A 19,682-nucleotide genomic window follows, 5' to 3' on the forward strand; every position below is an offset into this window, starting at 1 on the left:
TCCTCACGCTGGTTTTGGCCGCCGGCTGGGGCCCGGTTCAGGAGCCGGGCTCGGCCGGAGCGGCCCAGCCGCCGCCCAGGGCTTTGAACAGGGCGACCAGATGCGTGGTCAGGTTGCGGCGGCTGATGCTGAGATTGTCCTCGGCCGCATGGAGGGAGCGCCGGGCATCGAGCACGGCCAGGTAATCGCTTTCGCCGGCGGTGTAGAGTTTTTCCGCCAGTTCCACGCTCTGGCTGCTGGCGGCGACCGCAATGGCGAGGCTTGCCTGGCGCTCTTGTTCCTTGCCCAGGGCGAGCAGGGCGTTTTCCACCTCCTGCAGGGCGACCAGCACGGTCTGCTGGTAGGCGAGAAGATCCTCCTCCTGCACCGCTTTTTGGAACTCGATGTTGGCCCGGGTGGAACCCAGGTCGAAGAGCCGCCAGTTGATCCCCGGGCCGATGGACCAGAAGCGGCTGGCCCGGTTGAAGGTGGCGCCAAAATCGCTGTTCTGCAGGCCCAAGGCGCCGGTGAGGGAGAAACGGGGGAAGAGGTCCGCCTCGGCGACGCCGATCCGGGCGGTGGCTGCGTGCAGCCTTGCCTCGGCCCCGCGGATGTCGGGCCGTCGACGGAGCAGCTCCGAGGGCAGGCCGGCCGGCACCTGGGGCGGCGGCGAGGGCAGGGCGGCGCCCGGGTTCAGTTCGGCGAGAAGAGCGGCAGGCTCGACGGCCAGCAGGACGCTGAGGCGGTAAATCGCCTGCCGGGCCTCTGATTCCAGCAGGGGAATCTGGGCGGCCGTGCCGGCGGCGAGGGCCTCGGCCCGGCTCAGGTCGAGCCTGCTGGCAAAGCCGGCCCTGAACCGCTTGCGGGTCAGTTCGGCGCTCCGGTTCTGGGCTTCAAGGTTTTTCCTGGCAATGGCCACCTGCTCCTGCAAGCCACGCAGGCCCAGGTAATTGCTGGCCAGTTCCGCGCTCAGGCTGACAAGCACCCCGCGCCTTGCCTCGATGCTGGCCGCGAGATCCGCCTCGGCCGCCTCGATGCCCCGGCGGAGGCCGCCGAAAAGATCGATTTCCCAGTTGGCATCAAAACCGGCTTCGTAGAGATCGGCGGTTACGGAGCCGCCGCGGTCCGTTTCCGGGCTGCGGCTGCGGCGGTAGGAGCCGGAAGCATCCACGCTGGGGCCGAGGCCTGCACCGGCAATCCTTCTGGCGGCCCGGGCCTGGCGGACCCTCGCCTCCGCCTGCTTGAGATCGAGGTTGGCCGCGAGCCCCCGCTCCACAAGCGAAGTGAGGGTGGGATCATTGAAGAGCGTCCACCAGCGGGCCAGCTCTTCGGCCGCCGGGCCGGTTTCGGCAGTGGCTTCCCGCCATTGCCCGGGCAGCCGCGTTTCCGGGGCCGTGAAGTCGGGGCCGAGCATGCAGCCGGAGAGGAGGAGAGCCAGGACAAGGGTGGCGGCCCGGACAAGATGGCAGGGAGAATTATTCATAGCGTAATGCCTCGATGGGGTCCAGGCGGGAGGCCTTCCAGGCCGGATAAAAGCCGAAGATGATGCCCACGCTGGCGGAAACCAGCACCGCGGCGGCAATGGCGCCGGGTGAAGTGGCCACCGGCCAGTTGAGAAGAATCCGCACCAGCTGCGAGCCGCCGTGTCCGAGCAGTATGCCCATGGCGCCGCCGGCCAGGCAGAGGACGATGGCCTCAACCAGGAATTGGCGGAGAATGTCGCGGGCCCGGGCGCCGACGGCCATGCGCAGGCCGATCTCCCTCGTGCGTTCGGTCACGGAAACGAGCATGATGTTCATGATTCCCACCCCGCCCACCACCAGGGAGATCATGGCCACGCTGAGCAGGAGGTTGGTCATCAGGCGGGTGGTGGAGGAGAGGGTCTTGGTCACCTCGGTGAGATCGCGGACGTTGAAGTCGTCGGTCTCGCCGGCCCTGATCCGGTGGCGCTCGCGGAGCACCATGCCGATCTGGTCGATGGCCGCCGGAATCTCCGCGGCGCTGCGGGCGGAAACCATGATCTGGTCGATGTTGGTGAAGCGGACCGGCATGGGGTTGTTGGCCGCCTGGATGCTGGACTGTTCCGGGTAGAGGCTGGGCTGGCCGCCGGGATAGAGGTTGCTCAAGGTATTCACCGTGGTTTCGGCGCCGCCGGCCGCGCTCTGGTTGGAGGTGGAAAGGCTGGCGCCGGTCACCCGGTATTTGATGGTGGTCCAGGGGGCGAGGATGATGTCGTCCTGGTCGATGCCCATCATGTTGGCGCCCTTGCTCTTCAGCACCCCCACCACCCGGAAGGCCACGTTCTTGATGCGGATCTCCCTGCCCAGCGGCGATTCGCCTTCGAACAGTTCCCGGACCAGGGTCCGGCCCAGGAGACAGACCTTGTTGCCGTTCAGGACATCCCGGTCGCTGAAGGGTTCGCCCTCCGCGAGCTGGCCCCAGTCCTGCACGTCCAGATAGGCGGGGGTGGTGCCGTAGATATAGGTGGGCACCCAGTTGCGGCTGCCGTAGACGACCTGGGTCCGGGCCCGGACCATGGGGGCGGCGTTGCCCACCGCCGGGCATTCGCGCAGGATGGCCTGGCTGTCTTCCGGGGTCAGGGTGGTGGCGCTGCCGGCCCCGAAGGTGACTCCGCCGCTGGAGGCGCTGCCCGGCCGGATCACCAGAACGTTGGCCCCCATGCTGGCGATGGTTTTCTGCAGGGCCACCGAGGAGCCGGTGCCGATTTCCATCATGGCGATGACCGCGCCGATGCCGATGACGATTCCCAGGGTGGTGAGCATGGCGCGCATGGGGTTGCGGCGCAGGGCTTTCAAGGCGGTGCGGGCGGTGGTATAGACGGTCATGCGCCCTCTCCCCGGGAACTGAAAGCGCCGTCGACGATCCGGCCGTCGTGGATGCGGATGATCCTGTTGGAGTTCCTGGCCACCTCGGCATCATGGGTGACCATGATGATGGTGATGCCGTGCTCTTCGTTGAGCTCCCGGAACATGCGCAGGACATCTTCGCTGGTGCGGGAGTCCAGGTTGCCGGTGGGTTCGTCGGCAAAGAGGACCGGCGGGTTGTTGATCAGGGCCCGGGCGATGGCCACCCGCTGCTGCTGGCCGCCGGAGAGCTGGTAGGGCTGATGGTCGAGCCGGTCGGCCAGCCCCACCCGGATCAGCATCTCCGTGGCGCGGCTTCGAGCCTCTTTTTCGGAGAGCTGCTCGGCGGTATAGGCAAGGGGCATGGCCACGTTGTCGACGGCGCTGGTGCGGGAGAGGAGGTTGAAGCTCTGGAAGACGAAGCCGAGCTTGCGGTTGCGGACCATGGCCCGCTCGTCGGCGGAGAGCTGGCTCACCTCCTGGCCGTCCAGCCAGTAGGCGCCGCTGCTCGGCCGGTCCAGGCAGCCGAGGATGTTCATCAGGGTGCTTTTCCCGGAGCCGGAGGAGCCCATCAGCGCCACGGATTCGCCCTTATCCACGGTGAGGGAGACACCGCGCAGGACCGGCACGGAGATGTCGCCCATCTGGTAGGTTTTGCTGATGTTGGTGAGCTCGATCAGGTGCATGGATTTTGTGTTTGCCTTTGTTCAGTTTTTCCTAGCAATTCCAGGAAAGGAGGTAACGATTTTTTCCCTTCTTCTTTTGCTTGCCCAAAAGAAGAAGCAAGAAAAGGGCCCCCGTGTCACTTGTCCCGCCAAAGGCGGGATACCCTGCGCTGCTCGCATTGGCCGGGGTCTTGCAAACTCGCTTCGCTCAAACAGTGCAAGCCCCTCTTTTGGCCAACGTTGTGCTGCTCGGCTGGGTGCCAATGGGAGATTTTCCCATTTTGTCCTGCCGAGCATCGCAGGCCATGGCGAAAAGGGCGCTAGGTAAGCGGAGCCACGAAGTGGCAGAGACTCCGACTGTTTGAGCGCCCGCAGGAAGCGAGTTTACAGCGGCCAGCCATGGGCGAGAAGTACCCCGCAAGGGGGTATAAACTCCGGGAAGCCCGAGGGGCCAGGACGAACTGGGTGCCCTTTCTTCGCCGCTTCGCTGCTGGTTCGTTTCTTTGCCCCCTTGACGGGGATAAAGTCCAGCAAAGAAATGAACATACCTACTGCTTCTGACCGCTGCCGCTGTTCCTGGTGCCGCGGGCAAACTGCGGGGTGAATGGGTTGCTGGCCGAGCCCTTGGCATCCGTCTGCACCCGCAGGCCGGTGATGACCTGCATCCCTTCCTCAATCCCCTCGCCGCGCACCGAGGTCATGATCCCGTCGCTCAAACCCGGGCTCACCTCGACGCGCTTCGGCTTGCCCTCGTCCAGCACCCAGACCGCGCTCGCTGGTTTTTCCTCCTTGGTGGCCTGCTTTTTCATCCCTTCGGGTTTTGTCGCCCCCGGCTTCATCCCGCCTTCCCCGGCCTCGGGCGGCGACCAGCGCAGGGCCGCATTGGGCACCTGCAGAACCTTGCTCAGGGTCTTGAGTTCAAAGATGACGTTGGCGGTCAGATAGGGGAGCAGGCGGCCGTTGCTGTTGTCGGTGATGATCTCCACCGTGTAGGTGACGACGTTCTGGGTCATGGAGGCGTTCAAGCGGATCTTGCCCACCTCGCCGCGGAAGGTTTCGCCGGGAAAGGCGTCCACCGTGAAGGAGACCGGCAGGCCCGGATGGATCCTGCCGATATCCGCCTCGTTCACCGCCACCCAGACCTGGATGCGGGTGAGATCCTTGGCGATGAGGAAGAGACTTGGCGCATTGAGGCTCGCCACCACGGTCTGGCCGATGTTGACCCGCCGGTCGATGATGATGCCCTTGACCGGCGAGGTGATGGTGGTGTAGCCGAGGTTGCGGCGGGCGCGGGCCAGGGCGGCGTCCGCCTTGCCGATTTCCGCTTCATTCACCGCCACCTGGGCCAGGGCCGTCTTGTAGGCTGATTCGTAGGCGTCGTAGCTGCTTTGCGACAATGCTTCGGAAGGGCCCAGTGTCCTGGCCCGCAGCCAGTCCCGTTCCGCCCGCTCCAGGTCGGCCCTGGCCCGCAGCAGGCCGGCCTTGCTGGCGAGGAGCTGGGCTTCGGCCTGCGCCACCTCGGCGGCATAGAGCGAATCGTCGATCCTGGCCAGGACCGTGCCCGCCTCGACCATTGAGCCGTAATCCACGGGCTTGCCCCTGGCGTCCCGGCCAAAGGAGAGGATGCGACCCGCGACCTGGGCGCCCACGTCGATCACTTCCTCGGGCTCCACGGTGCCGGTGGCGCTGATGGAAACCAGAAGGTCGTCGCGGACCACCTCGCCGGTGCGGTAGGCGGCTCCCTTGCTGTTCCGGCTTCCGGACTGCCAGAGGAGGATGGCCGCGACCAGAACGAGAAGGGCGGCAATGCTGAGGAGGGCTTTTTTGTAGAGCGTATTCATGGCAAACCTCGGTGGCTGGCTCTGTTTGCGGCAAGGGTTTTTTTCTTGCGGGGAACCAATTTTTTGGCCGCCCGGATCTCGCGGATGCCGGAGAGGCTGAAGCGGATCACATGGTCGGCCAGGGTCTCGACATCGGCCAGCAGGGGCTCGACCCCGGTGGGCGGCAGGCTCTGGCCCGTCATCTTCCGGCGCCGCTCCCTGAGGAGCGGCCCGAAGCACTGGGCCCGGATGCTCATGGCGCAGAGCTGCACCTCCTCCTCGCCGGCCGCATCCCCGAGCAGTTCGCGGACCAGGGCGGTGAGATCCCGGAAGATCGGCACCATGGCCTCCTGCATGGCGCCGGCCAAGAGGCCGGTGGGGCTGGCCATTTCCTTGTGGACCATATCGAAGTCGTGGCTTTTCGGGTCAACGATCCGGCGCATGATGGAGAGGATGCGGCCGCGCAGCCGTTCTTCGGCCGGGGCCTGGGCGGGGATGCCGCCGTCCGGTGGATAGAGGGCGAGGGATTGGGCAAAGGAGTGGCGCCAGCTCTCCACGTAGAGGGCTTCCTTGCTGCCGAAATGATAGTTGGCGGCCGCGGGGTTGGCGCCGGCCTGGGCGCAGATCTCCGCCATGGTCGTGGCCCGGAAGCCCTTGGCGGCAAAGATGGCGCTGGCCGCGGCCAGCAGGGCGCCCCGGGTTTCCTGGCCGTCGCTTCGTTGTTTTCGCACAAAAAATCCCCTGTCAGGAATTAATTCAAATTTATATTTGAATTATTCGTTTGGGTTCGTCAAGGGGATTTTCAATTCGAGTGGGGAAGGCTTGGGAAAATTCCCATTGGCACGCAGCCGAGCAGCACAGCGTTGGCCAAAAGAGGGGTTTGCACTGTTTGAGCGAAGCGAGTTTGCAAGACCCCGGCCAATGCGAGCAGCGCCGGGAAGGGCGAAGCCCCAAGTGACACGGGGGCCCTTTTCTTGCTTCTTCTTTTGGGCAAACAAAAGAAGAAGGGGTAAGAAATTAAGGATTAGGCAATTATAGAACTGTTCATTTCTTTGCTTGCCCAAAGAAACGAACCAAAGAAACGGCACCCCGTTCGTCCTGGCCCTTCGGGCTTCCCTGTGCTTCTCGGTCATGGCTGGCCGCTGTAAACTCGCTTCCTGCGGGCGCTCAAACAGTCGGAGTCTCTGCCACTTCGTGGCTCCGCTTACCTAGCGCCCTTGTCGCCATGGCCTGCGATGCTCGGCAGGACAAAATGGGGAAATAGGGATTAAAGGGCAGCCTCGGCATGCCCGTGGCAGAGCTCCTCCCGCAGCCGGTTCACCTCTTCGTTCTCCAGGTAATCGTCGAAATTCATCATCCGGTCGATGATCCCGCCCGGGGTGATCTCGATGATCCGGTTGGCCACGGTGGAGACGAACTGGTGGTCGTGGGAGGTGAAGAGCACCACCTCGGGAAAGGCGATCAGGGCGTTGTTCAGGGCGGTGATGGATTCCAGGTCCAGATGGTTGGTGGGCTCGTCCAGGATCAGGGCGTTGGCGCTACTAAGCATCATCCGGGCCAGCATGCAGCGGACCCGCTCGCCGCCGGAGAGCACGGTGGTTTTTTTCAGGGCCTCCTCGCCGGAAAAGAGCATCTTGCCTAAGAATCCCCGGGCAAAGGTCTCCCCCTCGGTGGGGGCGGCAAACTGGCGCAGCCACTGGATCAGGTCCAGGTTGTCGGTGAAGTAGGCGCTGTTCTCCTTGGGAAAATAGGAGGTGGACATGGTCACCCCCCAGCGGTAGCTGCCGCTGTCCGGCTCCATTTCCCCGGCCAGGATCTGGAAGAGGGCGGTTTTGGCCTGCGAGTTGCCGCCGACAAAGGCGATCTTCTCCCCCTTCTGCATGGTGAAGGAGAAGTCCTTGAGCACCTCCACGCCGTCGATGCTTTTGCGGAGATTGTTCACCTCGAGGATCACGTCGCCGCAGGGCCTGCCCGCCTTGAAGACGATGAAGGGATACTTGCGCGAGGAGGTCGGCATATCCTCCATGGTGAGTTTTTCCAGCAGCTTCTTGCGGGAGGTGGCCTGCTTGGCCTTGGAGGCGTTGGAGGAGAAACGCTGGATGAACTCCTTCAGTTCCTCGGCCTTGGCGGTGATCTTCTTGTTCTCGTCCTGCCTCTGCTTGACGGCCAGCTGGCTCGCCTGGTACCAGAAATCGTAGTTGCCCACGTAGACCTGGATCCGGCCGAAGTCGATATCGGCGACATGGGTGCAGACCTGATTCAGGAAATGACGGTCATGGGAAACGATGATCACCGTGTTCTGGAAGCGGAAGAGGAATTCCTCCAGCCAGCGGATGGATTTGAGGTCCAGGTTGTTGGTGGGCTCGTCCAGGAGCAGGATATCCGGGTTGCCGAACAGGGCCTGGGCCAGGAGTACCCGCACCTTGTCGCCGCCTTCCAGCTCCTTCATCTTCTTTTCCCGCAGCTCCTCCGGAATCCCCAGGCCGCTCAGCAGCACCGCCGCTTCGGTTTCCACCTCGTAGCCGTTCATCTCACCGAATTCGATCTCCAGCTCGCCGCAGCGGATGCCGTCCTCCTCGCTGAAATCGCCCTTGGCGTAGATGGCCTCCCGTTCGCGCATCACCTCGTAGAGCCGTGCATGGCCCATGATCACGGTGTTGAACACGGTCTGCTCGTCAAAGGCGAAGTGGTCCTGGCGCAGAACCGCGATGCGCTCGCCGGCGCCGACCACCACCTCGCCCTTGTCCGCCTCCCGCTCGCCGGAGAGGATCTTCAGAAAGGTTGATTTGCCGGCGCCGTTGGCGCCGATGAGTCCGTAGCAGTTGCCCGGGGTGAACTTGATGTTGACGTCCTTGAAAATAACCCTCTTGCCGTAGGAGAGGGCAATGTTGACTGCGCTGATCATGGGAATTCCTTGGGATAAAATGAAAAATGCCGGCTGAGCCGGAGAGGGGGCTTTATAGCATGGATTGACAAGAATCGCCAGTTATTTTCACGGTAATTCCGGAAGATGCGGAATGCGGAGGGGGCTTTCATCCCCTGTTGCAAGAGTTGTTTTGAAACCAGCCCGACTCTGTGGTATTGAGTGCTGCACATGGACATGAAACCAGACCTCAGAAGCCTCACCTTTGCCCGGTTCACCGACTTCATCGTCGGCCTGGGCCTGCCCGCCAAAAGGGCGCGCCATCTTTTTCGCAATCTCCATCAGCCCGGGGTCAATGATTTTTCCGGGATGCGCGAGGTGAAAAAAGAGGTGCGCCAGCTCCTCGCCGGCCACGGCGTGCTCGTGGGCCTCACCCCCCTTGCCGTTGAAAAATCCGAGGATGGCACCGAGAAGTTCGCCTTCCGCCTGGCCGACGGCGCGGTGATCGAAAGCGTGCTCATCCCGGAGGAGGGGCGGCACACCCTGTGTGTTTCCTCCCAGGTGGGCTGCGCCATGGGCTGCGGCTTCTGCCTCACCGGCGCCCAGGGTTTTTCCCGCAATCTCACCCCTGGCGAGATCGTCAATCAGGTATTGGCCGTGATCCATCATATGATGCAGGCCGGCATTAAACGGGCCACGCCCAGGGAGTATGTGAACAATCTGGTCTTCATGGGCATGGGCGAGCCGCTTGCCAACTACGACAACCTGCTCGCCGCCCTGCGCATCCTCATGGACGAGCGGGGCCTGGAGTTCACCGAGCGGAGGATCACCGTCTCCACCTGCGGCCTGGTGCCACGGATCCGCGATCTGGGCCGCGACATCAGGGTGAACCTCGCCATCTCGCTTCATGCCGCGGACGACGAAACCAGAAGCAGGCTGATGCCGGTGAACAAGACTTACAATATCGAGGCGCTGCTCGCGGCCTGCCGGGATTTTCCCCTGGGCAGGAAGAAGGTGATTCTTTTCGAGTATATTTTACTCAAGGGCATCAACGATTCCCTGGCCCATGCCGGGCTGCTCGCCGAAAAACTCAGCGATATCCCCTGCCGGATCAACCTGCTCCCCTACAACGCCGCTGCGGAAGCAGGCCCCTATGCCTGCCCGGAGAACGAGGATATCCTCGCCTTCCAGAAGGTCCTGCGCGACGCAGGCTTCAACACCTTCATCCGCCAGAGCCGGGGCGCCGATATCTCCGCGGCCTGCGGCCAGTTGGCCGGGAAGAAGAGGGAGGGGAAGGGGTGAGGGCAGAACAGGGCGGCGGCGCCGATGGGTTGTCCGAGCAAGCGCCGGCGTTCGCCCTCAGCGGAAGTGACTGGTTGGCAATTTCTAGTAACCGGTGAATAAAAAATCAAGCGCGGCAATAACTTCATTTCCGACCAGACCACACCCAGCCCCTAGTATTTTTTCTGTAGTTCTCTCCGTAGTTTTTTACTTACATTTGCCAGAAAACAGAGTAGTTTTGCGTGTTAGGGGCATTGCCTATCCACGATTGGGCTTAATTTCTTACTGCTGCCTTAAGAGCAGACATCACTGTCCAATGATGTTTTTTTAACACTACGGATGATGTTGGAACAGCGTAACGGGGAAGAAGGCGGAGTGTTTTTCCGTTTATTAGAGACGAGTAGTTCAACCTTAATTTTGGGAGTCAGAATGAAAAAGCCATTAATGCTTAACAGCATTATTAGCATCCTCTTTACTTATGACAGGATGCGCAAGTCTGACCAATGACGCAATGACTCCTGTTGCCGTGTCATTTAGCTCTGGGGATGGAGGGACTTGTACATTTCAAAATAAACGGGGTGTATGGACGGCCAACATCCCAGCTACTGTTTCAGTCAGGAGATCGGATGATGTTTTGAAGTATGATTGTGAAACTCAAGATGGGATTAAGTCTGCCGGTGCGATTCAAAGCACAATTGGAGCAAAAATTGTCGCCAGTGCGGTCTTTCTTGATTTAGGAATTGTCGATGCAATTACTGACAAACATCGTGAATATCCAGCAAGTTTTGTTATCCCCATGGCAAAGAGTCATTAAGGATACATGAGCATAAGTGAAGGCAAAAGAACGACTGTTTCTAGTTGTCTCCATACTCAGTTGCAAACACACAGATTACGAAAATGAATCTGTCCCTTTTTTCGTACAAAAGGGAAAAGGGGTCAAAAGGGGTCAAGTCTTTGCTTGACTCTGAAAAGGGGTCAAGTCTTTGCTTGACTCTTGTCTCGCTTTGAGCTAATCATAATTACATGTCCAGACCATTGCGAATTGAATACTCCGGCGCTTGGTACCATGTGATGAACCGTGGTCGGCGTGGTGAAGATATCTTTGCCGACAAGAAGGACCATGAAACCTTTCTTGCCGTTTTGCGGGAAGCTGCCGTCTTGTTTGGCATCGAGGTGGCAGCCTATTGCCTGATGCCAAACCATTACCATCTATTGATGCACACCCCGGGCGGAAACATCTCCAGGGCCATGCGTCATATCAACGGCGTATATACACAGCGCTACAATCGCCGCCGAGGGGTCGACGGCCAGCTCTTTCGGGGCCGGTATAAATGCGTTCTGGTGGAGGCCGACAGCCATCTTCTTGAATTGCTGCGTTACATCCACAGGAACCCGGTCAGAGCCGGAATGTGCAAATCCGTCGCTGATTTTGTTTGGACAAGCCATGCCGGGTACATATCCCGAGCCAAAAAGTGGGACTGGCTGTCCAAGGATCTTCTTCTTGCCATGTTTTCCGATGGCAGGGCAACGGCAATGAAGGAATACCGGAAATTCGTGTACGGCAAAGAAACAGCGGAAATTTTGGAGTTTTACGGCAAGAAGAATCTGCCCTCTATTTTCGGGACGAACAATTTCGTTCAAAGGACCAAGGACGAGTTCCGCGAACGAAAATGGCACCCGGAAATACCACAAGCCAGGCAATTGGCTCCCACGGTTGCGGATATCAAAGAAGCTGTTTGCCGGAGTTACGGAATTACAGAAATGGAACTGGCAAAGACCAGGCGGGGTCAGGTGAATGAGCCAAGGAGCCTGGCCATCTATCTCTCCAGAAAACTTACCCGATTGAAGCTGGAGGAAATAGGAAGGGAATTTGGCCTGGGCAATTACAGCTCCGTAAGCAGCGCCGTCATCCGTACGGAATCACTTTTTGCAAATAACCGTAGGCTTCGCGAAAAGCTTGACAGTATAAGTGAATATTTGAGCAAGAGCCAAGCAAAGACTTGACCTCTTATTTAAAAAATAAAAACCCATAATCGGCCAGTCGAGCGGGCCGGGGGTCATTTGTCGGCTGCTCCCTCACCCTGTTCCGGCAGGGCATTGATTGGCAAGGGGATGGTGAGGGTAAAGGTGGTGCCGACCCCCAATTCGCTTGTCACCTGGAGGGTCGCCCCGTAGGTTTTCATCAGCTCGGCGCAGGCGTATAATCCCATCCCGGTTCCGGTCGGCTCTCCTTCCTTTTCCTCCCCCTTCGCCGGTTTGGTGCTGAAAAAGGGGACAAAGATGTTCCGCAGGTCTTCCGCCGCAATGCCGCTGCCCGTGTCGCTGACGTCCACAAAGAGATGCTCGCCGTCGTGTCGGGTCGCAATGGTTAATTCCTTCCGCGGCGAATGGAACATCGCATCCGTGGCGTTTTTTACCAGATTGTAGAAAACCTGCGCGAAATCGCTGTAAGATCCGTAAAATTCCGGAAGATCGGGATCAAGCAGGAACGATTTGTTGATCGCATGCTTGATCGTCATGTCCGCATCGAGAAAATCCATCTCGGCTCGGATCAGGTTGTTGAGATCAATCCCGCGCTTGTCCAGGACGGCTTCGCATCTGCTCTTGGCGAGGAGGTTGTTCACAATCGACTCGATCCTTTGTGCCGCACCGTTTATTGTTTCGAGGTGCTCAAGAATATTGTCGGCAAATTGCACCAGCCGGCGGTCTCCCTGCCCGCCGGCCTCCCGGGCAACCCCGGCCGCTTTCCGGGAGGCGAGTTTGGCCATGCCGCCAATCGCCGTGAGCGGGCTTCGGATGTTATGGACGATCCCCTGCACCATTTGTCCGACAAGGGATTGCCGTTCCTTGCGGACAAGCTCCCTTGTTTTGCTTTCCACCAATTTTTCCAGGTTCCGGTTGGTGGAAAGCAGGTCGTCCTGGGCCTTTTTCAGCCGGAGAAGTATTTTTACCTTGGCCTTCAGTTCCTCGGGTTCATATGGTTTGGTGAGGTAATCATCGGCATCGACGGCATATCCGCTGAGACGGTCGTTTTTCTCAATTTTTCCAGAGAGAAACAGGACCATGATCCCGGCGGTTTTCGGGTTTGCCTTGAGGCGGGCGCAAACCTCATGTCCACCCATTCCCGGCATCATCACGTCAAGCAAAACAAGATCCGGAGCAAAGGAGTCGATCAGCGCCAAGGCCTTTTTCCCGCCTTCGGCGAATTTCAGTTCGTAGCCGGAATCGTCGAAAATTCGTTCGATTGCCTTCCGGACATATTCCTCATCGTCCACGACCAGAATGCGATTGTCCACCCCCGCCTCCTTGGTTTCCTGTTAACGCAGCTGTTTCAACGTACCATTTTTCCAAAGGAAAATTACGAAAAAAATCGTGGTCCGTGAAGCCGGAGAAGGTTGGTGCGCCCGGGATCATATGCCGGCCATTGCTCCTGTAACGCCACGAAAAACACCAGCCAATGAGCCGGCGAAGCCATGCTCTTCCGTGTTTCCTTTCCGCTCAGGCCGGCGATCAGAAATCCTCTTTAAAGGAACAGCGGCGGCAAAGGGGCTCCACCACCAGGCGCCGGCAAAAGCCCTGGCGGATCGCGGCGGCGCGCGGGCTTTCCACGATTTTCGCAAGCGACTGATGCAGGATGTTGCCCAGGGGGATGTCCGCCTCGGCGTCCAGGCAGCAGGGCACCACGGTGCCGTCCACCAGGATGGCGACATGGTCCTTGAGCCCGTGGCAGAAGCCGGTTGGGCCAAGGTCCGGGCCGGGCGCGTGGGGCCAGGTGAAGACCGGGTTCCGGCTCAGGTAGACGCCGGGCGCCAGGGCGATGCCATGGCCCGGGGTGAGCTGGTCGGCCAGGGGCGCCGGCAGCTCGAAGAAGGATTCCAGCCTGTCGAGGATTGCCTCGTTCTGGCGGCCGAGGCTGTTTTCGATTCCCTTGGCCTTGTTCCAGAGTCTGAGGCTGATGTAGGGCCGTCCCTGAGCCTGGGCCGCTTTGATGAAGGCAAAGATCCCGGTCAGATAGTCGTCCAGATCGATCCCTTTCTCCTCTCCGGTGAAGCTGTGCAGGGAGATGTTGAGCTGCCGCAGGCTGTCGCTTGCGAACAGGATATCGCCTTTGCCGGCAAGGAGGGTGGCGTTGCTGGTGAGGTTCACCTTGAAGCCGTGCTGCCGGCAGAGGGAGAGGATTTCGGCAAGATCGGGGTGGAGCAGGGGCTCGCCCAGGACGTGCAGACAGAGGTGGTCGGTGTGGCCGCTGATCTTGGCGAGAATCCCGGCAAAGACCGCAGGCGGCATGAAGGCCTTGGCCCGCTCGCTCTGGTGGCAGAAGCGGCAGGCGAGGTTGCAGCGGTTGGTGATCTCGATGTAGATTTTCTTGAACTTTTTCAAGGTGTTGCTTTAAGGTGCAGGAGGATGGGCGAAAGGATATTTTCGCGCCTGTGCGCCTTGTCGCAACAGGGTGCGCAAATGTACGGTGTGGGGTGGGGGGTTGGCAAGAGGAAAAATGTGTCGAGATAAACGCGTCGTTATCAAGCGTTTACCGTTGTGAACAAATCCCATTGTCACGCCGCCGAGCAGCACAGCATCGGCCGAAAAAGGGGCTTGCACTGTCTGAGGCGAAGCCGAGTTTGCAAGACCCCGGACGGTGCGAGCAGCGCAGGGAATCCCGCCCTTGGCGGGACAAGTGGCTTGGGGGCCCTTTCTTTTGGTTCGTTTTCTTTGGGCAAGCAAAGAAAATGAACAAACAAAGTCTCTATTTATCAGCCTATTGCGATTGCGATAACACACAAAATATATGGGGACTTCCCTTCTTCTTTTGCTTGCCCAAAAGAAGAAGCAAGAAAAGGGCACCCCGTTCGTCCTGGCCCTGCGGGCTCCCCTGTGCTTCTCGGTCATGGCGGGCCGCTGTAAACTCGCACCCTGCGGGCGCTCAAACAGTACAGCGCCCTTTTTCGCCATGGCCTGCGATGCTCGGCAGGACAAAATGGGAAAGAAAAAAAGGCAGACCGGAGGATTGTCGGCATCAGGGGGGGAGGATGCCTCCAATGCCTCCGGCCTGCCCGGGGAAAGCCCTTACTTCACCATGTGCTCGAAATGGAACTGCCTCTTTTCGCCGTTGCCGAGCTTGGTTCCCACCTCAAAAACGTATTTGCCCTTCTTGGCCAAGGCCACGTCGGCGCCAAAGCTGCCGTCCATGGCCATCATCTTCACGGCCTCCTGCTTGTTGCCATTTGGATCGATCACCTTCACCGCCACCAGGCCCGAGTCGATGGGCTTGCCGGTGGCCGTGTCGGTGAAGCTGACCATGAAATGATGGCTCATGCTCATGCCGGCCTCGGCCATGGCCTTGCCGATGTCGCGGAGAACGGCCTGGGCCTTGACCCCGTTTTCCATGGAATCATGGAGCCTGATCTCGGCGCCGCCCATCTCCATGCCGGCCATGTCGCCATGGCCGCCGCCATGGTCTGCGGCCTGGGCGTTTGCGGCCAGGGCCAGGAAAAGCAGGGCGGTGAGAAGTTTCAGCAGGTTCTTTTTCATTGTGTGCCTCCTCTTGGATGTATTGCCGTGATACGGAGTATTCCGCGTGACAGCTGGCATGGGTTCAGGCGCCTTCCACCTCGCCGGGCGCGGTAGGGCTCATGCTTTTTTCAAGCTTCCGGCCCCGCCAGAGAAAGAAGATCACCGGGTAGACCATCAATTCCATGACCCCGGAGGTCACCACCCCGCCCACCATGGGGGCGGCGATCCGCTTCATCACGTCGGCGCCGGCGCCGTGGCTCCACATGATGGGCAGAAGCCCGGCGATGATCACCGAGATGGTCATCACCTTGGGCCGGATCCGCTTCACCGCCCCGTGGTGGATGGCCTGGACCAGATCGCCCCTGGTGCGCATCCGGCCGGCGTCTCCCCAGAGCTTGTGGGAGAGGTCCAGGTAGAGGAGCATCACCACCCCGGTTTCGGCGTCAAGCCCGGCCAGGGCGATGAGCCCCACCCAGACCGCCACCGAGGTGTGGTAGCCCAGGAGATGGAGAAACCAGAAGGCACCCACCAGGGAAAAGGGCACGGCCAGGAAGACGATGGCGGTTTTCACCAGCGACCGGGTGTTGAGGTAGATGATCACGAAGATGAGCAGGATGGTGAGGGGGATGATCACGATGAGCCGCGCCCTGGCCGACTCCATGTATTCGAACTGGCCGCTCCAGACGAGGGAGTAGCCCGGCGGCAGCTTGATCTTGGCCGCCACCGCCGCCTGGGCCTTTTTCACGTAGGTGCCGACATCGATGCCAATGATGTCCACATAGACCCAGGCGGTGCGCCGGGCGTTCTCGCTCTTGATGGCCGGCGGCCCCTTGTGCATGCTGATGGTGGCCACCTGGGAGATGGGGATATGGGTGCCGTCGCGCAACGGGATCAGCACCCGGTGCAGGGCCTGCAGGTCGTTGCGAAAGTCGCGCTGATAGCGGATGTTCACCGGATAGCGCTCCAGGCCTTCCACGGTCTGGGTGATGTTCATGCCGCCGATGGCGGACTGGATGATGTCCTGGACCTCGCCCACGGTGAGGCCGTAGCGGGCGGCAGCCGTCCGGTCCACCGAGAAGTCGAGGTAGTTGCCGCCCACCACCCGCTCGGCATAGGCGGACAAAGTGCCGGGCAGGGAGCCCATCAGGGCCTCGATCTCCTCGCCGATGCGGCTCAGCTCGTTGAGATCATTGCCCATGACCTTGATGCCCACCGGGGTCTTGATGCCGGTGGAGAGCATGTCGATCCTGGTCTTGATCGGCATGGTCCAGGCGTTGGTCAAGCCGGGGAACTGGATGGCCGCGTTGAGCCGCTCGATGAGCTGTTCCGGCGTCATGGGCTTCTGGTCAGGGAAGAGAAGGCGCAGCGGCTTTTGCAGAAATTCCGGCCAGGCGCTGTGGAAACGCTCGACCTTTACCTTGCGCCACTGCTCCTCGGGCTTGAGCATGATGGTGGTTTCCAGCATGGAAAGCGGGGCCGGGTCGGTGGCGGTCTCCGCCCTGCCGATCTTGCCGAAGACCCGCTCCACCTCGGGGAAGGCGGCGATGATCCGATCGGTCTGCTGCAGCAGCTCCCTGGCCTTGGTGATGGAGATGCCCGGCATGGTGGTGGGCATGTAGAGCAGGTCGCCTTCGTAGAGGGGCGGCATGAATTCGGAGCCCATCCGGCTGACGGGCCAGGCGATGGAGGCGATGAGGAGCAGGGCAATGAGGAGGGTGGCCTTGCGCCATCTGAGGACAAAATCGACGACCGGATGGTAGATCCGGATCAGCAGGCGGTTGATGGGGTTGGCGTGCTCCGGCTTGATATTGCCGCGGATGAACCAGCCCATGAGCACCGGGACGATGGTGATGGAAAGCAGGGCGGCCGCTCCCATGGCATAGGTCTTGGTGAAGGCCAGGGGCTTGAAGAGGCGGCCCGACTGCTCCTGCAGGGTGAAGACCGGCAGGAAGGAGACGGTGATGACTAAAAGCGAGTAGAAGAGGGTGGGGCCCACCTCCTTGGCCGAGGCCATGATGATCTCCCAGTGGGGCTTCCTGCCCCGCTCCCGCTCCAGATGCTTGTGGGCGTTTTCGATCATGATGATGGCGGCGTCGATCATGGCGCCGATGGCGATGGCGATGCCGCCCAGGCTCATGATGTTGGCGTTGATCCCCTGGCCGTGCATGATGACGAAGGCCATGAGGATGGCCACCGGCAGGGTGAAGATGGCGACAAAGGCGCTGGGCAGGTGGAAGAGGAAGAGGGCGGTCACCAGGGCGACCACGATGCTCTCCTCGATGAGCTTTTCCTTTAAGGTGTCCACCGCCCGCTCGATGAGGCCGGAGCGGTCGTAGACCGTCTTGATCGTCACCCCTTCCGGCAGGCCGGACTGCAGGGAGGCGAGCTTCTTCTTGACGTTTTCGATGACGGTGAGGGCGTTTTCGCCAAAGCGCATCACCACGATGCCGCCCACGGTCTCACCACGGCCGTCAAGCTCGGTAACCCCGCGCCGCAGTTCCGGCCCGATGCTCACCTCGGCCAGATCCCTGACCAGGATCGGGGTGCCCGAGCGGTCGGTGCCCACCACCACCTGCTCAATGTCGGCCACCGACTTGATGTAGCCCAGGCCCCTTACCATGAACTCGCTCTCGCCCATCTCCACCAGGCGGCCGCCCACGTCGTTGTTGCTCTGGCGGATGGCCTGCCGGATCTGGGGGATGGTGATGTGGTAGGCGAGCAGCCGGTTCGGGTCGACGGCCACCTGGTACTGCTTCACAAAGCCGCCGATGCTGGCCACCTCGGAGACCCCTTCCACCGCGGCCAGCTCGTAGCGCAGGTACCAGTCCTGGATGGAGCGGAGCTGCTGCAGGTCGTGGCGGTCGCTTTCCAGCACATACTCGTAGACCCAGCCCACCCCGGTGGCGTCCGGCCCCAGGCTGGGCGTTACTCCCGGCGGCAGCTTGCGGGCCGCGTAGTTGAGGTATTCGAGGACCCGGGAGCGGGCCCAGTAGATGTCGGTGCCGTCCTCGAAGATCACGTAGACAAAGGAGAAGCCGAAAAAAGAGTAGCCGCGCACCACCTTGGCATGGGGCACGGCCAGCATCTGGGTGGTGAGGGGGTAGGTGACCTGATCCTCCACCACCTGGGGGGCCTGGCCGGCATACTCGGTGAAGATGATGACCTGAACGTCGGAGAGGTCCGGGATGGCGTCGATGGGCGTCTTCTTGAGGGAATAGCCGCCGGCCACGATCATCAGCGCGGTGAGGAGGACGACCATGAACTTGTTGTTGATGGACCACTCGATTATTTTGGTGAGCATGGGCGCTCCTCGTTTATGCGAGCATCATTTGGCAAAGAGATCATCAAGGGATTCCTTTTCCTTGGCCGCGTCATCCTTGCCGGCAGCGGGCGGCTGTTTTTCCGGCTCCATCATCTTTCGCACCGCCGCCCGCAGGGCGCTTTCCGAGTCGAGCATGAACTGGGCGGAAACCACGATGCTCTCGTCCTCGGCAAGGCCCTGCATCACCTGGACAAAACCATCTTCGCTCTCCAGGCCCAGCCGCACCTGACGCGGGGCGAATTTCCCTTCCCCCAGGGAAACGAAGACACTCTGGCGTTCGCCGGAATTGAGCACCGCCTCGCGCGGGATGGTGAGGACGTTTTTCACCGCCTGCGCCTCGATGCGGACGTTCACGTACATGTCCGGCTTGAGTTCGAGGCCCGGGTTGGCCAGATCGATCCGGGCCTTGACCGTCCTGGTCCTGGTCTCCACATAGGGATAGATGGTGCTGATCCTGCCCTGCACCGGCTCCCGCTGGTAGGGGAGCTGGATGCTCGCGCTCTGGCCGACCTTGAGCCAGGGCAGCTCGTACTCGTAGATGTCCGCGTGGATCCAGACCCTGGAGATGTCGGCGATCTGGAACAGCTCCATGCCCGCCTTGACGAACATCCCTTCGCTCGCCTTTTTCTGGGTCAGGATCCCGTCGTACTGGGCATGGATGGTGAGGGTCTTTTGGGCGGTGCCGCTCTTTTCCAGATTCCTGATCTGGGCTTCGCTGATATCCCAGTAGCGCAGGCGCTTGCGGGATGCGGTGAGCAGCCGTTCCGCGCCGGCGGCGATCTCGGGCACGGTGCTGTTCTGGAGAGCGGTCTTGTTGCGCAGGGCCAGCAGGTACTCTTCCTGGGCCGTGACCAGTTCCGGGCTGTAGATATCCATGAGGGCCTGCCCCTTTTTGACCTGGCTGCCGGTCTCATTGACATGGAGGCGTTCTATCCAGCCGTCGATCTTGCTGTTGATGGAATACTGCCTCGGTTCCTCGTAGCCGACCACGCCCACGGTGCGGATGGTCCGGCTCATGTCGCGGCGGCTGACCAGGGCCAGGCGCACGCCCATGTTCTGCTGGGTCACCGGGTCGATGGTGATGACCGCGCCAAGGCCATCCTCCTCTTTCCGCTGGACCCCGCTGCCGGGGGGGGTGGTTTTCACCGGGGTCAGGGTCATGCCGCAGATGGGGCAGTTGCCCGGCTCGTCTCGGATGATGAAGGGATGCATGCTGCAGGTGTATTTTTGCGCCTCGGCCCTGGCTTCCTCAGGGCCGGCTGCGAGATGCGGGTGTTCTTCGCCGTGGGGCGTGAAGATGACCGGGCCGCCGGTCAGGACCAGGAGGAGGCAGAGGGAGGTGGTGAGGGAGAATTTGCTTGTCGGAAGCATGGCAGG

The 19,682-nt window shown here is 60.9% G+C and carries 14 protein-coding genes; 3 read left to right on the forward strand and 11 right to left on the reverse strand.

The annotated features are described in order from the left end of the window. Positions 1-37: 37 nt before the first annotated feature. From ACUUL3_RS16535 to ACUUL3_RS16560, 6 genes are all read right to left on the reverse strand, one after another. Positions 38-1,462, reverse strand: a complete 1,425-nt coding sequence (locus ACUUL3_RS16535; protein WP_448553241.1) for an efflux transporter outer membrane subunit — start codon at positions 1,460-1,462, stop codon at positions 38-40. Then, positions 1,455-2,825 carry an ABC transporter permease gene (locus ACUUL3_RS16540; protein ID WP_448553243.1) on the reverse strand — a complete coding sequence of 457 codons (1,371 nt, stop codon included), beginning with the start codon at positions 2,823-2,825 and terminating at the stop codon, positions 1,455-1,457. Before ACUUL3_RS16540 ends, ACUUL3_RS16535 begins: the two co-directional genes overlap by 8 nt. Next, complete coding sequence (locus ACUUL3_RS16545; protein WP_448553245.1) at positions 2,822-3,529, reverse strand: ABC transporter ATP-binding protein; 708 nt, start codon at positions 3,527-3,529, stop codon at positions 2,822-2,824. Before ACUUL3_RS16545 ends, ACUUL3_RS16540 begins: the two co-directional genes overlap by 4 nt. A gap of 527 nt (positions 3,530-4,056) precedes the next feature. After that, the gene (locus tag ACUUL3_RS16550) at positions 4,057-5,349 is read right to left on the reverse strand and encodes an efflux RND transporter periplasmic adaptor subunit (protein ID WP_448553247.1); all 1,293 of its coding nucleotides are present in this window, start codon (positions 5,347-5,349) and stop codon (positions 4,057-4,059) included. Then, positions 5,346-6,059 carry a CerR family C-terminal domain-containing protein gene (locus tag ACUUL3_RS16555; protein ID WP_448553249.1) on the reverse strand — a complete coding sequence of 238 codons (714 nt, stop codon included), beginning with the start codon at positions 6,057-6,059 and terminating at the stop codon, positions 5,346-5,348. Before ACUUL3_RS16555 ends, ACUUL3_RS16550 begins: the two co-directional genes overlap by 4 nt. Before the next feature lie 536 nt (positions 6,060-6,595). Further along, on the reverse strand, positions 6,596-8,233 hold the full coding sequence (locus tag ACUUL3_RS16560) for an ABC-F family ATP-binding cassette domain-containing protein (RefSeq protein WP_448553251.1): 1,638 nt from the start codon (positions 8,231-8,233) through the stop codon (positions 6,596-6,598). A gap of 189 nt (positions 8,234-8,422) precedes the next feature. On the opposite strand from ACUUL3_RS16560, the gene rlmN reads away from it, so the two are divergent. From rlmN to ACUUL3_RS16575, 3 genes are all read left to right on the forward strand, one after another. Further along, complete coding sequence (gene rlmN / locus ACUUL3_RS16565; protein WP_448553253.1) at positions 8,423-9,493, forward strand: 23S rRNA (adenine(2503)-C(2))-methyltransferase RlmN; 1,071 nt, start codon at positions 8,423-8,425, stop codon at positions 9,491-9,493. A 490-nt stretch (positions 9,494-9,983) separates the two neighbouring features. Continuing rightward, positions 9,984-10,286 (forward strand): hypothetical protein, encoded by a 303-nt coding sequence (locus ACUUL3_RS16570; RefSeq protein ID WP_448553255.1) that lies wholly within the window; start codon positions 9,984-9,986, stop codon positions 10,284-10,286. A 209-nt stretch (positions 10,287-10,495) separates the two neighbouring features. Then, the gene (locus tag ACUUL3_RS16575; RefSeq protein WP_448553257.1) at positions 10,496-11,476 is read left to right on the forward strand and encodes a helix-turn-helix domain-containing protein; all 981 of its coding nucleotides are present in this window, start codon (positions 10,496-10,498) and stop codon (positions 11,474-11,476) included. A gap of 53 nt (positions 11,477-11,529) precedes the next feature. Here the strand turns inward: ACUUL3_RS16575 and ACUUL3_RS16580 are convergent, their stop codons facing one another. From ACUUL3_RS16580 to ACUUL3_RS16600, 5 genes are all read right to left on the reverse strand, one after another. Then, positions 11,530-12,768 carry a sensor histidine kinase gene (locus ACUUL3_RS16580; RefSeq protein WP_448553259.1) on the reverse strand — a complete coding sequence of 413 codons (1,239 nt, stop codon included), beginning with the start codon at positions 12,766-12,768 and terminating at the stop codon, positions 11,530-11,532. A 214-nt stretch (positions 12,769-12,982) separates the two neighbouring features. Continuing rightward, complete coding sequence (locus ACUUL3_RS16585; RefSeq protein ID WP_448553261.1) at positions 12,983-13,852, reverse strand: radical SAM/SPASM domain-containing protein; 870 nt, start codon at positions 13,850-13,852, stop codon at positions 12,983-12,985. A 684-nt stretch (positions 13,853-14,536) separates the two neighbouring features. Further along, positions 14,537-15,001, reverse strand: coding sequence for a hypothetical protein (locus ACUUL3_RS16590; protein WP_448553263.1), 465 nt, complete (start codon positions 14,999-15,001; stop codon positions 14,537-14,539). A 64-nt stretch (positions 15,002-15,065) separates the two neighbouring features. Then, entirely contained in the window at positions 15,066-18,284 is a 3,219-nt protein-coding gene (locus ACUUL3_RS16595; RefSeq protein ID WP_448553265.1) for an efflux RND transporter permease subunit, read from the reverse strand. Positions 18,285-18,308: 24 nt separating this feature from the next. Further along, positions 18,309-19,676: an efflux RND transporter periplasmic adaptor subunit gene (locus tag ACUUL3_RS16600; RefSeq protein WP_448553267.1), complete on the reverse strand. Its 1,368-nt coding sequence runs from the start codon at positions 19,674-19,676 to the stop codon at positions 18,309-18,311. Positions 19,677-19,682 lie beyond the last annotated feature (6 nt).

The sequence above is a fragment of the Thiovibrio sp. JS02 genome (assembly GCF_053485635.1).